12 protein-coding genes are annotated in these 14,691 nt (G+C 72.3%); 6 read left to right on the forward strand and 6 right to left on the reverse strand.

Annotation, left to right across the window (positions count from 1 at the left end):
* Positions 1 to 25: 25 nt before the first annotated feature.
* From ABTY59_RS36720 to ABTY59_RS36730, 3 genes are all read right to left on the reverse strand, one after another.
* A complete protein-coding gene (locus ABTY59_RS36720) occupies positions 26 to 991 on the reverse strand; it encodes a DNA-3-methyladenine glycosylase family protein (protein WP_352023488.1) in 966 nt (321 codons plus the stop codon).
* 208 nt (positions 992 to 1,199) lie between these two features.
* The gene (gene manB, locus ABTY59_RS36725) at positions 1,200 to 2,282 is read right to left on the reverse strand and encodes a mannose-1-phosphate guanylyltransferase (protein WP_352023489.1); all 1,083 of its coding nucleotides are present in this window, start codon (positions 2,280 to 2,282) and stop codon (positions 1,200 to 1,202) included.
* A gap of 116 nt (positions 2,283 to 2,398) precedes the next feature.
* On the reverse strand, positions 2,399 to 3,832 hold the full coding sequence (locus ABTY59_RS36730) for a peptidoglycan recognition protein family protein (RefSeq protein ID WP_352023490.1): 1,434 nt from the start codon (positions 3,830 to 3,832) through the stop codon (positions 2,399 to 2,401).
* A gap of 137 nt (positions 3,833 to 3,969) precedes the next feature.
* Between ABTY59_RS36730 and ABTY59_RS36735 the strand changes: the two genes are divergently transcribed.
* The 4 genes from ABTY59_RS36735 (at position 3,970) to ABTY59_RS36750 (ending at position 9,884) form a co-directional block, all read left to right on the forward strand.
* Positions 3,970 to 4,722 (forward strand): TIGR03089 family protein, encoded by a 753-nt coding sequence (locus ABTY59_RS36735; protein ID WP_352023491.1) that lies wholly within the window; start codon positions 3,970 to 3,972, stop codon positions 4,720 to 4,722.
* A gap of 210 nt (positions 4,723 to 4,932) precedes the next feature.
* Positions 4,933 to 6,120 carry an LCP family protein gene (locus tag ABTY59_RS36740; protein WP_352023492.1) on the forward strand — a complete coding sequence of 396 codons (1,188 nt, stop codon included), beginning with the start codon at positions 4,933 to 4,935 and terminating at the stop codon, positions 6,118 to 6,120.
* 231 nt (positions 6,121 to 6,351) lie between these two features.
* A complete protein-coding gene (locus tag ABTY59_RS36745) occupies positions 6,352 to 8,085 on the forward strand; it encodes an LCP family protein (protein ID WP_352023493.1) in 1,734 nt (577 codons plus the stop codon).
* A gap of 50 nt (positions 8,086 to 8,135) precedes the next feature.
* Positions 8,136 to 9,884 carry an LCP family protein gene (locus ABTY59_RS36750; RefSeq protein WP_352023494.1) on the forward strand — a complete coding sequence of 583 codons (1,749 nt, stop codon included), beginning with the start codon at positions 8,136 to 8,138 and terminating at the stop codon, positions 9,882 to 9,884.
* A 73-nt stretch (positions 9,885 to 9,957) separates the two neighbouring features.
* Here the strand turns inward: ABTY59_RS36750 and ABTY59_RS36755 are convergent, their stop codons facing one another.
* Positions 9,958 to 10,986 (reverse strand): glycosyltransferase family 2 protein, encoded by a 1,029-nt coding sequence (locus ABTY59_RS36755; RefSeq protein ID WP_352023495.1) that lies wholly within the window; start codon positions 10,984 to 10,986, stop codon positions 9,958 to 9,960.
* A 125-nt stretch (positions 10,987 to 11,111) separates the two neighbouring features.
* Here ABTY59_RS36755 and ABTY59_RS36760 point away from each other — a divergent pair, with 125 nt between their 5' ends.
* Positions 11,112 to 12,575 (forward strand): LCP family protein, encoded by a 1,464-nt coding sequence (locus tag ABTY59_RS36760; RefSeq protein ID WP_502995472.1) that lies wholly within the window; start codon positions 11,112 to 11,114, stop codon positions 12,573 to 12,575.
* A 27-nt stretch (positions 12,576 to 12,602) separates the two neighbouring features.
* Here the strand turns inward: ABTY59_RS36760 and ABTY59_RS36765 are convergent, their stop codons facing one another.
* Positions 12,603 to 13,148 (reverse strand): acyl-CoA thioesterase, encoded by a 546-nt coding sequence (locus tag ABTY59_RS36765; protein WP_352023497.1) that lies wholly within the window; start codon positions 13,146 to 13,148, stop codon positions 12,603 to 12,605.
* A 118-nt stretch (positions 13,149 to 13,266) separates the two neighbouring features.
* On the opposite strand from ABTY59_RS36765, the gene ABTY59_RS36770 reads away from it, so the two are divergent.
* Positions 13,267 to 14,541 carry an LCP family protein gene (locus tag ABTY59_RS36770; protein ID WP_352023498.1) on the forward strand — a complete coding sequence of 425 codons (1,275 nt, stop codon included), beginning with the start codon at positions 13,267 to 13,269 and terminating at the stop codon, positions 14,539 to 14,541.
* Between the two features lie 54 nt (positions 14,542 to 14,595).
* On the opposite strand, the gene ABTY59_RS36775 is transcribed toward ABTY59_RS36770, so the two are convergent.
* Positions 14,596 to 14,691 (reverse strand): acyl-CoA dehydrogenase family protein (locus tag ABTY59_RS36775; protein WP_157849844.1); only part of this gene is annotated, 96 nt, incomplete at its 5' end.

A 14,691-nucleotide genomic window follows, 5' to 3' on the forward strand; every position in this document is an offset into this window, starting at 1 on the left:
GGGGCCGCGATGCCTCCCGGTGCCCTCAGAGGGCCGCGATGTCTCCCGGTGTCATGCGGGGAGCCCTGCGGGGCGGCACGCGGCCGCTGAGGAGGATCAGGCGGGCCGCGCGGTGGCGCTGGCCCGCGTACGGGGCCAGCAGCTCCAGCATCGCCTCGTCGTCCGCCGTGCGGTCGCCCGCGAGGGCCCAGCCGACGATCCCCGGCAGGTGGAGGTCGCCGGTGGTGACCTCGTCCGGGGCTCCGTTGCTGCGCTGGATCGTCTCCGCGCTCGTCCACGGGCCGATGCCCGGGACCAGCTCCACGCGCGCGCGTGCCGCCGGACCGTCCATCAGCGCCGCCTCCTCCAGGCGGGCCGCGACCCTCGCCGCGCGGACGATCGTCGCCGAGCGCTTGCCGTCCACGTTCGCCCGGTGCCACTCCCAGGACGGGATCTGGGTCCAGGTGCGGGCGTCCGGCATCACGTACATGCCCTCGGGGACGCCCGGGCCCGGGGCCGGCTCGCCGTACTTCCGCACCAGCAGGCGCCAGGAGCCGTACGCCTCGTGCGTCGTGACCTTCTGCTCGAGGACCGACGGGATCAGCGACTCCAGGACCAGGCCGGTGCGGGTCAGGCGCAGGCCCGGACGGCGGCGGTGGGTGGCCAGGAGCAGCTTGTGGCGGGGGACGAAGGCGGTCGGGTCGTCCTCGGCGCCCAGCAGCGCCGGGACGCCGTCCAGGAGCCAGGCCGCGCCCGGGCCCCAGGCCTCGGCCTCCGCCCGGCCCGCGACGACCCGGACCCTGAGGGTGCCGGGGCCGTCCGGCGTGCGGCTCGCCCGCCACACCGAGCCGTCCGGGGTCGCCCGGAACGTCGGGTCGGCGGGGCCGCGGCGGAGCGGGCCGAGGGTGAGCCCCAGGTCCAGGTCCCGCGCCGTGTCGAGGGAACGGGGGACGGGCACGTGGCCGCCGCGGACCGTGGTGCGGGTGGGTCTGGGTGCGAAGCGGCCGGCCATGGGTACGAGCGTAGCGGCCGGGCGGTGCGCCTTGCCGGGCCTGGGGTTCCGCGCCTTGACCCGCACCCCGGCGGCGGCGTGCATCGTGGTGCGGGTTCAGGCACGTGGGCTTCTGGCGCCGGCAGGGCGCCGTCCGTTGGGCCCACCCGTCCCGCCCTGCGGGACGCCTGCCCGCAACGGGCGTGGGCGCCGCCCGCAACGGGGAGGGCTACTGGTCCGAGGAGAAGCGGACCGCGCCGGCGGGGAGGGTGGTGTCGCACCAGACGCGGACGCCCTCGCGCAGTTCGTTGTCCGGGCCCACCTGCGCCCCGTCCCCGATGACCGCCCCGCTCACGACCGTACGCGCGCCGATGCGCGCCCCCGCGCCGATCAGGGAGTCCGTGATCACCGCGCCCGGTTCGACGATCGCGCCCGCGAGGAGGGTCGAGCCCGTCACCCGTGCGCCCTCGCCGACCACCGCGCCCGCGCCCACCACGGTGCCGCCGGTCAGCTTCGCGTCCGGGGCGACACGCGCCGACGGCAGGACCAGGCGGTCGCCGCAGCGGCCCGGGACGGCCGGGGAGGGCGCGCGGCCCAGGACGAGGTCGGCGGAGCCGCGGACGAAGGCCTGCGGGGTGCCGAGGTCCAGCCAGTACGTGGAGTCGACCATGCCCTGGAGGTGCGCCCCGGTGGCCAGGAGCTCCGGGAACGTCTCGCGCTCGACCGAGACCGGGCGGCCCGCGGGGATCGTGTCGATGACCGAGCGCCTGAAGACGTACGCGCCCGCGTTGATCTGGTCGGTGACGATCTCCTCCGGCGTCTGCGGCTTCTCCAGGAAGGCCGTGACGCGGCCGGTGGGGTCCGTGGGGACCAGGCCGAAGGCGCGCGGGTCCTCGACCCGGGTGAGGTGCAGCGAGACGTCCGCGCCGGAGGAGGAGTGGGTCGCGACGAGGGCCTGGATGTCCAGGCCGGTGAGGATGTCCCCGTTGAAGATCAGGACCGGCTCGTCGGGGCCCGAGTGCAGCCGCGAGGCGACGTTGCGTATCGCGCCGCCGGTGCCGAGGGGCTCCTCCTCGGTGACGTACTCCAGGCTGAGGCCGAGGTCGGAGCCGTCACCGAAGTGCGGCTCGAAGACCTCGGCCAGGTAGGAGGTGGCGAGCACGATGTGCTCGACGCCGGCGGCACGGGCCCGGGCCAGCTGATGGGTCAGGAAGGGGACGCCCGCCGCGGGGACCATGGGCTTGGGCGTGTTGACCGTGAGCGGTCGCAGCCGTGTGCCCTTGCCACCGACCAGGAGGATCGCTTCTGTCACCTTGTCGTCTCTGCTTCCTGTTCGGGGCCGGTCAGCTCGCCCGTCTCGGTCGTCCGTGCGATATGACCGGTCAGTTTATGCAGATGGTTGCCTCCCTGCCCTCATCCGCGCCCCCATCAGGGCCTTCCCTGGTACTTCGCCGAGCTCGTGCGGGCCGTGCCGAGCTTGCCGTAGAGGCGTGTGCCGGGGCATTCCGTGGCGAATCCGTCACGGTGTCCCGCGATGGCGTTGAACTTGACCTTCTTGCCCTTCTTGTACAGGTTTCCGCCCCCGGAGACCAGATAGGAGGTCCCCTTGGGGTTCACCCCGTGCAGCCCGAGCTTCCAGGCCGTCAGACGGGCGACGGCGGTCACGACGGCGGCCGGCGGATTGCTCTTGGTGAAGGTGCCGAGGACGGCGATGCCCATGCTGTTGGTGTTGAAGCCGAGGGTGTGCGCGCCGAGGACCGGCTTGGCCACGCCGCCCGCCCGGCCCTCGTAGATGTTGCCGCACTTGTCGACGGCGAAGTTGTAGCCGAAGTCCCGCCAGCCGCTGCTCAGCACGTGGTAGCGGTAGATGCTGCGCAGGACGGCGGGGGCCTTGCCGCACGTGTAGTTGTTGCCGGTGGCGCTGTGGTGGACGAAGGCCGCCTTGATGGTCCCCGTGTAGACGAAGCCCTTCTCGCGGATGCTCTCGTCCGCGCCCCACCCCTTACGGGTGATGATCTTGGGACGGGGGCCGATGTACGGCTTCGCCGCGGCGGCGGCCGGTGCCGCCTCGGCCGCCGGCGCCGCCTGGGCCTCGGCCGCCGTCTGGGCCGTGCGCGGCAGGTTCGGGACCGTGAGTTCGGTCTCCTCCTTCGAGAGGGCCGGGATCCAGGCCGCTCCGTACGGGGCGAGCTGGGCGTTCACCGCGCTCGCCGCCGCCTCCGCCGCGCCGAGGGCGGCCGCGGCCGCCGGGATCGCCGCGCTGCGGGAGCGCGGGGCGGGAGCCTCGGGCTCCGCGACCTCCGGGGCCCGCGCCGGGTCCCCCGGGGCCTGTCCCGGGTCGACCAGTTCGAGCCGCAGGCCCGTGGGGAGCGTCTCCTCCCCCCGTACGCGGATCTCGACGCCGTCCGAGTCGCCCACCCACAGCGGGGCCGTGGCGCCGCGGCGCGCACGGGCGGAGCCTTCGGCGGTGTCGGGGTCGGCACCGTGCTCCTCGTTGTGGGTCTCGACGTCCTGCCACTGGGACCAGGCGCCGCCGCCGGTGGCCCGGGTGCGGACCTGCACGGTGCCGTGCAGCGGGGCCGCCGGATCGTCCCAGACGACGCCGACGAGCGAGAAGGGCCTGACGTCGCGTCGGGTGAGCCCCTGCTCGCCCGGGGTCGCCCCGCCGCCCAGGGACCGCGAGGCGGCACCCAGTGGGCGGAGTGGCAGCGACTGGGTGGAGCCCGGGAGTTCGGGCGCGGGTGGCTGTGCGGAGGCGGCCGCCGGTGGCGCCGCGGCCGCCGCCGGCACGGTGAGGGAGACCGGCAGGGCGAGTACCGCCGCGCAGGTGACGGCGATCGAGGAGGCGAGTGAGGCACGCATGGGCCGATCGTGCGTATCCCCGGGCCGTTCCGCTCGCCGGGAACCCGCCCGCAAACTGACGGACCGTCGGTCCGACCGGAGGACGGCGTCACCGGTACGGCGGACCCCGGCGGGCCCGCCCGCGTACGCTGTCCGGCGTGAACGCCAGCGACCGCACCCCCGCCGACCTGCTGCGATCCGCGCTCGCCGCGGACCCCGCCCGCCCCTTGGTCACCTTCTACGACGACGCCACCGGTGAGCGCGTGGAATTGTCCGTCGCCACCTTCGCCAATTGGGTGGCCAAGACGGCGAACCTCCTCCAGGGCGAGCTGTCCGCCGCGCCCGGCGACCGGCTCGCGCTGCTGCTGCCCGCGCACTGGCAGAGCGCCGTCTGGCTGCTCGCCTGCGCGTCCGTCGGCGTGACCGCGGAGATCGGCGGCGACCCGGCCGGCGCGGACGTCGTGGTCGCGGGCCCGGACGCCCTGGAGGCGGGTCTCGCCTGCTCCGGGGAGCGGATCGCGCTCTCCCTGGCCCCGCTGGGCCGCCGCTTCCCGGCCGCACCCGCCGGATACGCGGACTACGCGGTCGAGGTGCCGAGCCAGGGCGACCGGTTCGCCCCCTTCGTACCGGTCGATCCGGAGGCTCCGGCGCTCGTCGTCGACGGTACGGAACACAGCGGCGCGCAGCTCGTCGAGCGGGCACGGGCGGACGCGGCGGTGCTCGGCCTCGCCCCGGGCTCCCGGCTGCTCTCCGGTCTCGGCTACGGCGACTGGCAGGGCCTCTCGTCGGGCCTGTACGCCCCCCTGGCGGCGGGCGGCTCGGTGGTCCTGTGCCGGAACCTGGGCGGGCTGAGCCCCGAGGGCCTGGAGAAGCGCATCGACAGCGAGCGCGTCACGCACACGGCGCTCTGAGCCGGTCCGGACCGCCTCGCGGCCCCGCCGAGCCGACTCGTTCGGCCTAGCACCGCGCCGAGTCCCCGGGCCCCCAGGGCCTCTCCGGTACATGATCGGCCCGGGGGGAGTCGACTCCTCCGCACAACCATGCGTCGGGCTCGGCCGTCTCCTCGTGTGACCGGTGGACGCCCAGGCGCGCCGCCGACGCCATGAAGGACGGACCCTGACGTGACGGACCGTGCAGGCACGCCCGCCGAACCGGATCCCCCGGCGGCGGAGGACGAGGACACGCCGCGCCGGCGCCGCCACTGGCTGCGCTGGACCGCCCTCGGCTGCGCGGTCGTCGTCCTGGCCGCCGCCGGGGTCGGCTGGTGGCTCTACCGGAAGCTCGACGACAACATCACCACGGACACCACCGCCGCCGCCGAGCTGGAGAGGTACGAGAAGGAGCGCCCGCCGGCCGGGACCTCGGCCGCCCGGAACATCCTGCTCATCGGCTCGGACACGCGGGCCGGCGAGGGCAACCGCAAGTACGGCAGGGACAAGGGGACCCAGCGCTCCGACACGACGATCCTGCTGCACCTCACGGCGGGGAAGTCGAGCGCGACGGCCGTCTCGCTCCCCCGCGACCTGATGGTGACGATCCCGAGCTGCCGCAAGCCGGACGGGACCCGCACCCGGCAGCAGTTCGCGCAGTTCAACTGGGCCTTCGAGTTCGGCGGCACGGCCTGCACGATCCGTACCGTCGAGAAGCTGACCGGGATCAGGATCGACCACCACATGGTGATCGACTTCCGGGGCTTCAAGAAGATGGTGGACGCGGTGGACGGGGTGGAGGTCTGCCTCAAGGAGCCCGTGAACGACCCGGACGCGAAGCTGAAGCTGCCCGCGGGCCGGCAGACGCTCCACGGGGAGCAGGCGCTCGGCTTCGTACGGGCCCGCAAGTCGCTCGGGAACGGCAGCGACACCGAACGCATGGACCGCCAGCAGCAGTTCCTCGGGGCGCTGGTCAACAAGGTGCAGAGCGACGGGGTGCTGCTCAACCCGACCAAGCTCTACCCGGTCCTGGACGCGGCCACGAAGGCGATCACCACGGACCCGGGGCTGGACTCGCTGCGGGACCTGTACGACCTGGCGCGGGACATGCGGGCGATCCCCACGGACAAGGTGCAGTTCCTCACGGTCCCGCGCCGCTCCTACCGATATGACGCGAACCGGGACGAATTGGTCCAGCCAGCGGCGAGTGAGCTGTTCAAGCAGCTGCGCGAGGACCGGCCCGTTCTGGTGACGCCCGAGAGCGAGAAGAAGACCGGGGAGCCCGGCGGGGACGGGAAGCCCGACGACTCGGACACCCCGGGCCCCTCCACGACGCCCACCTTCACGGGACGGAACGCGGCGGAAGGGGTGTGCGAGTAAAGGGCGGGCCAAGGCGAGCGCTGAGAGCGATGAGGTTTGGGCAAATTGCCCGGTTGTAAGGGGCGTGGAATTTGTCACGGACGTCGCCCCACGCTGAACTGGGCGGATAGTGTGACGCGATCCGGTGCACCCCGACCGCGTGGTCGCACTCACCAAGGATCGAACGACCGAGAGAGCGGCGCCCTGTGGGGGAGGCGCCCCGCGTGGCACCGACGGAGGACTCGAGGAACCGTGGACGCGCACAGCCGTGGACGGGCGGACGAGATCGACCCCGCCGACCAGTGGGTCCTCAACCCACGGACCGGCAACTACGAACTGCGACTGGACCGCTCCGCTGGGCAGTCACAGGCGCAGGCGCCGTCCCCGTCACGGAGATCCGCCTCCGCCGCAGCCGCGCCGGCGTCCGCTCCCACACCCACCGAGGCCCCCGTCCCCGGCCAGCGACGCCGTCGCGCCCCCGAGGAGACCGGCAGCGGCCGGATCCCGCCGCAGAGCCGCCGCAAGCGCAAACAGGGCGCCAGCCGCAAGAAGAAGGTCCTGCTGTGGACCGGCGGCACGATGGCCTTCGTCCTCGTGGGCGGCGCCGCCGGCGCGTACGCCCTGTACAACAAGCTCAACAACAACCTCGACGTCGTCGACGTCGTCGGCAAGAACACCAACGCCGGCTTCTCCAAGGGCACGGCCTTCAACATCCTGGTGATCGGCACCGACAAGCGGACCGGCGCGGGCAACGCGGGCTACGGCGACAAGAACAGCCCCGGCCACGCCGACACCACGATCCTCTTCCACGTCTCCAAGGACCGGACGAACGCCACGGCGCTGTCCATCCCGCGCGACATGAAGACGGACATCCCCGAATGCGAGACGCGTCAGGCGGACGGGAGCATCAAGACGATCCCCGCCGAGACGGACGTCCGCTTCAACGTGAGCCTCGGCCAGAGCGGCCGCGACCCCGGCTGCGTCATGCGGACCGTCGAGGAGCTGACCGGCGTGCAGGTCGACCACTTCATGATGGCCGACTTCAACGCCGTCAAGGAGATGACGACCGCGGTCGGCGGCGTGAAGGTCTGCGTCGAGAAGGCCGTGAACGACCCGAAGTCGCACCTCAAGCTGCCCGCCGGCGAGTCCGTCATCCAGGGCGAGCAGGCCCTCGCCTTCGTCCGCACCCGCCACAGCTTCGGCAACGAGAGCGACCTGGACCGCATCAAGGTCCAGCAGCAGTTCCTGAGTTCGATGATCCGCCAGATGAAGTCGGACGAGACGCTCACGGACCCGGGCAAGCTCCTCGACCTCGCCAACGCGGCGACGAGCGCCCTCACCGTCGACTCCGGCATAGGCTCGCTCACCAAGCTCCAGGGCCTGGCCGGGGAGCTGTCCTCGATCGACACCAAGAACATCGCGTTCGCGACGCTGCCGGTCATCGACAACCCGGACGAGCCGCCGAACCGGCGCGCGACGGTCGTCCCCGACCCGGTCAAGGCGCCGCAGCTGTTCGCGATGCTCCAGTCCGACACCTCGCTCACCGAGGTGAAGAAGCAGCAGCAGGACGCCAAGAACGCGCAGGCCGCGCTCCTCAAGGGCACGCGGTCCACCGCGGCCGAGGTGCGCGTCGACGTCTTCAACGGAAGCGGCATCCAGGGCGCGGCCCAGTCGACCATCAACTGGCTGCAGAACGACCAGGGTGTGAACCGCTCCACCAACAAGAGCAACGCCCCCGAGAAGGCGGCGAAGACCACGCTGACGTACGCACCGAACCAGGCCGATCAGGCCCGCAAGCTCGCGGACCTGATGGGCCTGCCGGCCACGGCGCTCAAGCCGGGCACGCAGGACGCCGGGGAGCGCGAGCCGATGACGCTCGTCCTCGGCGCGGACTTCAAGGGCGCGGGGGTGCCGGTCACCGGACCGGCAAAGGCGCCGAAGGACCTGGAGAAGGTAGCAGCTGACAAGCAGGTGTGCGCCAAGTGACCCGGAAACGCCGGGACTTGACGGGCTTCTGACACACGAGGGGACCTGGGGTGGGACAGAGCAGCGTGCGTGGGGAGGGAACGCGAAAAAGCGTTCCGCGCGCCCGTGAACTGGGCTGGGACGACGACCTGCACGGCGCCGGCGAGGCGACCGGCGTGCAGGACGACGCGCCCGAGGCGGAGGCCGACGCGCCCGCGTCCGGCCGCGCCTCGCGCCGGCGTGGGAGCGGCGGCGGTACGGACCCGGGCGGACGGGCGGCCGCACGGCGGCGCGCCAAGAAGACCGGCAAGCGCAAGGTGCTGCGGTGGGTGGCGGTCACCCTGTCGCTGCTGATACTCGGCACGGCCGGCGCCGGATACCTGTACTACGAGCACCTGAACGGCAACATCCGCGGCGGCAGCCGCGCCGGCGGCGACAGCGGGGTGAAGCGGGCCGCGCCGAACGCGCTCGGCGACACACCGCTGAACATCCTGCTCATCGGCTCCGACAGCCGGAACGACGAGAAGAACATCGCCCTCGGCGGCGGCCGGAACGACAAGGGCCGCAAGCCCCTCGCCGATGTGCAGATGCTGCTGCACATCTCGGCGGACCGGAAGAACGCCTCGATCATCTCGATCCCGCGTGACACCGTCGTCCCCATCCCGGCCTGCAAGGACAAGGACGGCACGTCCTACGCCGCCACCGACACCCGGCCCATCAACGAGTCGCTCCAGCGCGGTGGCCCCGGCTGCACCCTGACCACCTGGGAGTCCCTCACCGGGGTCTACATCGACCACTGGATGATGGTCGACTTCGCCGGTGTGGTGGCGATGGCCGACGAGGTCGGCGGCGTCCCGGTCTGCGTGAAGACCGGCGTCTGGGACCGGTCGACCGCCGCGCAGCACGGCGGCTCGGGCCTCCGGCTCACCGAGGGCACCCACGAGATCAAGGGCGAGCAGGCCCTCCAGTGGCTGCGCACCCGGCACGCCTTCGGCAGCGACCAGAACCGCGCCAAGGCCCAGCACATGTACATGAACGGCATGATGAAGCGGCTCCAGGAGCAGAACGCCTGGACCGACACCGGCCGGCTGACGGGCCTGGCCGAGACGGCCACGACGGCGCTCCAGGTCTCCGACGAGATCCGCTCCGTGAAGAAGCTCTTCGACCTGTCGATGCAGTTCAAGAACGTGAAGCTGGACCGGCTCACCACCGCCACGGTCCCGACGGTCGAGTATCCGCAGCGCCCCAAGGAGTGGCTGCAGCTCGTCCCGTCGTCCGCCGACAAGATGTGGTCGATGCTCCGGGACGACGTCGCCCTCGACAAGAACGGCGACCCGGCCGACGCCAAGGCGAAGCCCAAGACGCCGGCGAAGCCGAAGACGCCGGCCCAGGCCCCGTCCTCCTTCGTCGTCACGGTCGTCAACGGCACCGGCGGCGACGGCGAGCCGGCCGCCGAGGGCCGGGCGAAGAAGCTGGCGACGACCCTGCAGGGCAAGGGCTTCACCCAGGCGGAGGCCATCCGGGAGGCGGAGGGCCGCAAGGACACCGTCGTCACCTACCCGAAGGCGAGCGGCGAGCAGGGGAAGGTGAACGCCCAGTCCGTCGCGACGGCCCTCGGGCTGCCCGCCTCGGCCGTCCGCGCCGACACCGCCGCCGACGCGCAGGGCATCACCCTGATCGTGGGCGCCGACTGGCGCGAGGGCGACACGTACAAGAAGCCGACGACCGAGGCCGGCGACCTGCCGGACGGCGCCGACGACAAGTCGACGTGCATGGACATCTACTCGGTCTACAAGTGGGACGGCACGTCGAAGGGCTGAGCCGGACCGCACCACGGCGAAGGCCGGGCCCCCACCAGGGGGCCCGGCCTTCGCCGTGGTCGGCTCGGGGCCGTCAGACGTGCTCCGCCCGCACGGCCGGGCGGCGGCTCGCGATGACCTTCCGCGCGAGGGAGCGGGGGCTGGTGAGGAAGCCGTAGCCCCAGGACATGTGCATGGTCGCGAGGGCCACCGGGATCTGCAGGCGCGCCTTCAGCGGGAGGCCCTTGCCGGCCGGGACCGATCCCGCGGTGATGGCCGCGAGGTAGCCGGCCGGGACCAGGAAGCCGAGGGGGGTGACGAGCGCGCCCACGACCAGGCCGGCGGCGATCGCGCAGACGGCGGTCGGCGGGGCCAGGTAGCGCAGGTTGATCGAGCCCTGGTGGTAGCGGGCGACGACGTGCCGCCAGCGGCCGTAGTCCTTGTACTGCTTCGCGAGGGCCTTCACCGAGGGCCGCGGGCGGTACTGGACGCGGAGCTCGGGCGAGAACCAGATCAGCCCGCCGGCCTCGCGGATGCGGAAGTTCAGCTCCCAGTCCTGGGCGCGGATGAACTCCACGTTGTACCCGCCCTGGCGCTCCAGGGCCTCGCGCCGGAAGACGCCCAGGTACACGGTCTCCGCGGGGCCCGCCTCGCCGCCGGTGTGGAAGGCGGCGTTGCCCACGCCGATCTTCGAGGTCATGGCGGCGGCGACCGCGTCCTCCCAGGCGTTCTCGCCCTCGGCGTGCATCACACCGCCGACGTTCTGCGCGCCGGTCTCCTCCAGGAGCCGGACGGCGGTGGAGATGTAGTTCGGGGAGAGCATGCCGTGGCCGTCGACGCGTACCACGATCGGGTGGTGGGAGGCCTGGATCGCCGCGTTGAGGGCGGCGGGGGTGCGGCCGGTGGGGTTCGGCACCGTGATGACGCGGCGCTTGCCCGAAGCGGTTTCGCGGACGAGTTCGGCGGCGATCTCGTCCGTGCGGTCCGTGGACGGGCCGAGGGCGATCACCACCTCCATCTCGCCGTCGTACTCCTGCTCCAGGATGTGACGAACCGAGGTGCGCAGATACCGCTCCTCGTTGAGGACCGGCATGATCACGGAGACGGGGGGCGTGGCGTTCATTGCCCGCCACGTTACCGCGAACGGGGGACACGGGTGCGCGCCGAGCGGGTGGTGCGCCCTTGCGCTGATCGTATGGGCCTACCGTGCTCACGGTTCCCCAGTCCCACCCGCGGAGGTGTCCGTCCGTGCCCACACCGCCCCGCACGCCCCGTCCCCGGCCCGCCGCCCGTCGCGTACCGGTCCGCCGGCGGCGGAGGCGCCCCCGGTGGGGGATGCGGATGGCGACGGCGCTCTCGGTGGCGGTCCTCGCGGCCGGCGGCATCGGGCACGCCGTGGTGACGGGCCTGGACACCGGGATCACCCGGGTGGACCCCTTCAAGGACATGAAGAACCGGCCGCAGGCCGGGCACGGGATGAACGTGCTCGTGGTGGGGACGGACGGCCGGGACCGGATCACGCCCGAGGAGAGGGCGAAGTACCGGCTGGGCGGTGCGCCGTGCCACTGCACGGACACGGTCATGCTCGTCCACATCTCCGAGGACCGGGAGCGGGCGAGCGTCGTCAGCCTGCCCCGTGACTCGTACGCGGAGATGCCCGAGCACACGGATCTGATCAGCGGGAAGAAGCACCGGGCGCATCCGGTGAAGCTGAACGCGGCCTACGCCGAGGGCGGGCCGGGGCTGACCGTGCGGACCGTCGAGTCGATGACCGGCGTGAAGATCGACCACTACCTGGAGGTCGACTTCACCAGCTTCATGCGGACCGTGGACGCGGTCGGCGGGGTGGAGATCTGTACGAAGCGGCCCCTGAAGGACGCGTACACGGGGCTCGACCTGGCGCCCGGCACCCACGAGCTGGACGGCGGGCAGGCCTTGCAGTACGTGCGCTCCCGGCACATCGACGGGGCCGCCGACATCGGCCGCATGCAGCGGCAGCAGCGGTTCCTCGCGGCGCTGATCGAGCGGATGACGAACGGCGGGGTGCTGCTCAACCCGGTGCGGTTCCGTGAGGTCGCGACGACGATGCTCGGCTCCGTCCGGGCGGACGAGGACTTCGGTACGGATCAGCTGCTGGCCCTCGCCAAGGCGATGCACGGCTTCACCCCGGCCTCGTCGGAGTTCGTGTCCGTGCCGATCGGGGACATGAGCTTCCCCGTGCGGGGCATCGGCTCGACCGTGAAGTGGGACGCGGCCAAGGCGCAGAGGCTCTTCCAGTCCCTCCGGGAGGACCAGCCGCTCGCCGCCGCCGCGGCGGAGAAGGCGGCGACCTCCTCGAAGGCGCCCCGGGAGGTCGTCGTGGACGTGCCGCCGCGCACGATCCGCGTCCAGGTCTACAACGGGACCCGGACCGACGGGCTCGGCCGCAAGGTCGACGACGCGCTGCGCGCGACCGGCTTCGACACGACGCGCACGCCGATGACCGGCTCCCCGCGGAAGCGGACCCTCGTCGAGTACGACCCGCGCTGGGACCGCTCCGCGAAGTCGCTGGCGGCCGCGCTGCCGGGGGCGGAGCTGCGGGCGGTCCCGGGGCGGGGCGGGACGCTGCGGGTCACCGTGGGCGGTGACCACAAGGCCGTCCGGGGGGTGCGGGCGGAGTCCACGGAGGCGCCCTTCGAGGCGGTCACCGGGGACCGGGTGGTGTGCCCCTAGGGACTCTCCGGACGGGCCCTGGCCGCGTCAGTCCTCGTAGCCCTCGGCCGCCCGGCGCTCCCGGAGTTCACGGATGGCCTGGCGGCGGGCCAGCCGGTGGGTGCGGCGGATCTGGGCCTCCTGGTTGCGGCGCTTGTCCTGCTCGGTCTCCGGGATGACCTGGGGGACCGCGCGGGGCTTGCCCTCGGCGTCGACAGCGGCGAAGACGAGGTAGGCGGAGCCGACCTGGGTGGCGGGCGTGGACTCGTTCCAGCGCTCGGCCATGACCCGGACGCCGACCTCCATGGAGGACCGGCCGGTCCAGTTGACCTGGGCCTTCACATGGAGCAGGTCACCGACCCGCACCGGCTCCAGGAAGGCCATCTCGTCCATGGAGGCCGTGACCGCGGGGCCTCCCGAGTGGCGGCCGGCCACGGCGCCCGCCGCGTCGTCCACCAGCTTCATGATCACTCCGCCGTGCACCGTGCCCAGGAGGTTGGTGTCGTGGCTCGTCATGATGTGGCTGAGGGTGGTGCGGGAGGCTGAGATGGGCTTTCCCGGGATATCGCCCTGATCTGTCATGCCCTCCACCATATGCCGGGTCCTCGCGCGGTCGCCGTTCGGTCCGCTTTGCATCAGCTTGGCAACAGCCCCGGCCCGATCCTCCACCCGGGCTGTCGCCCGGAAAGCCCTGCCCGGCACACTGGTCCGTATGAATGACTGGCCCGATGACGGCGGATACGGCCGCGGCAACGCGAACTCCCAGCCCGAGGGACCCCGCCGGATGAGCCACGTGCAGCGCCCGCAGGTTCCGCAGCAGCCGCCGCGCGCCCAGCAGGGCTACGGCCAGCCGGGACACAACCCGAACTTCACCCAGGCACAGAACCAGGGGTACGACTCCGGGTACAGCTCCGGCCAGGTCTACGGCGGCCAGCAGCACCAGGGCGGCGGCGGCCGGGGCGGCGTGCCCCCGCAGTACGCGCCGCAGGGGCCCGGCCGTCCGGCGCCGGACTGGCGCAAGCGCGTCAAGGTCGGCTCGATCGTGCTGGTCGTCGGCGTCCTCGCCTGGGGCATCGGCACCTACGCCTGGGCCAGCTCCCAGATGCGCAACGAGGTCGATCTCTCCAAGGTCATCGAGCGGCCGGAGGAGGGCGACTGCACCACGTACCTGATCGTCGGCTCGGACAGCCGTGAGGGCATGTCCGCCGAGGAGAAGAAGAAGCTCCACACCGGCTCCGCCGAGGGCAAGCGGACCGACTCGATGATGATCCTCGCGGCCTGCTCCAGCGGGAACACGATGGTCTCGCTGCCCCGTGACTCCTGGGTGACGATCCCCAACTTCGTCGGCTCCGAGTCGGGCAAGTCGTACCCGGCGCGCGGCGGCTCCAAGCTGAACGCGGCCTACGCCATGGACGGCCCCGAGCTGCTCGTGCGGACCGTCGAGTACAACACCGGGCTGCACATCGACCACTACGCGGAGATCGGCTTCGCCGGCTTCGCGAACATCGTGGACGCGCTCGGCGGCGTCGAGCTGAACATCGACAAGGGCTTCAAGGACAAGAAGTCCGGCGCCGACTTCCAGGCCGGCACGCAGACCCTCAACGGCGAGCAGGCCCTGGCCTTCGTCCGTACCCGGTACGCCTTCGCCGAGTCGGACCTCCAGCGGACGAAGAACCAGCAGAAGTTCCTCTCCGCGCTCGCGAACCAGGCGGCGACGCCGGGCACGATCCTGAACCCGTTCGCGCTGTACCCGACGCTCGGCGCCGGTCTGGACACGCTGATCGTGGACAAGGACATGTCGCTGTACGACCTCGGGAAGATGTTCTTCGCGATGAAGGGCATCAGCGGCGGCGACGGCAAGTCCATGAACATGCCGATCGCCGGTTCGGCTCCGCAGAACTCCCTGAAGTGGGACATGCCGAAGGTGAAGCAGCTCGTCGAGCAGATCAAGAACGACGAGAAGGTCACCGTCGAGTCCAGCCGGTGACGTGAGACGTGACGAGGGCGCCCTCCCCGGCGGGGAGGGCGCCCTTTCCCGTGCCTACGGGAGGTTGCGGGCCATGACGATGCGCTGGACCTGGTTGGTGCCCTCGTAGATCTGGGTGATCTTGGCGTCGCGCATCATGCGCTCGACGGG

Origin of the sequence: Streptomyces sp. NPDC096079, assembly GCF_040303145.1 — a bacterium.
Classification (GTDB): Bacteria; Actinomycetota; Actinomycetes; order Streptomycetales; family Streptomycetaceae; genus Streptomyces.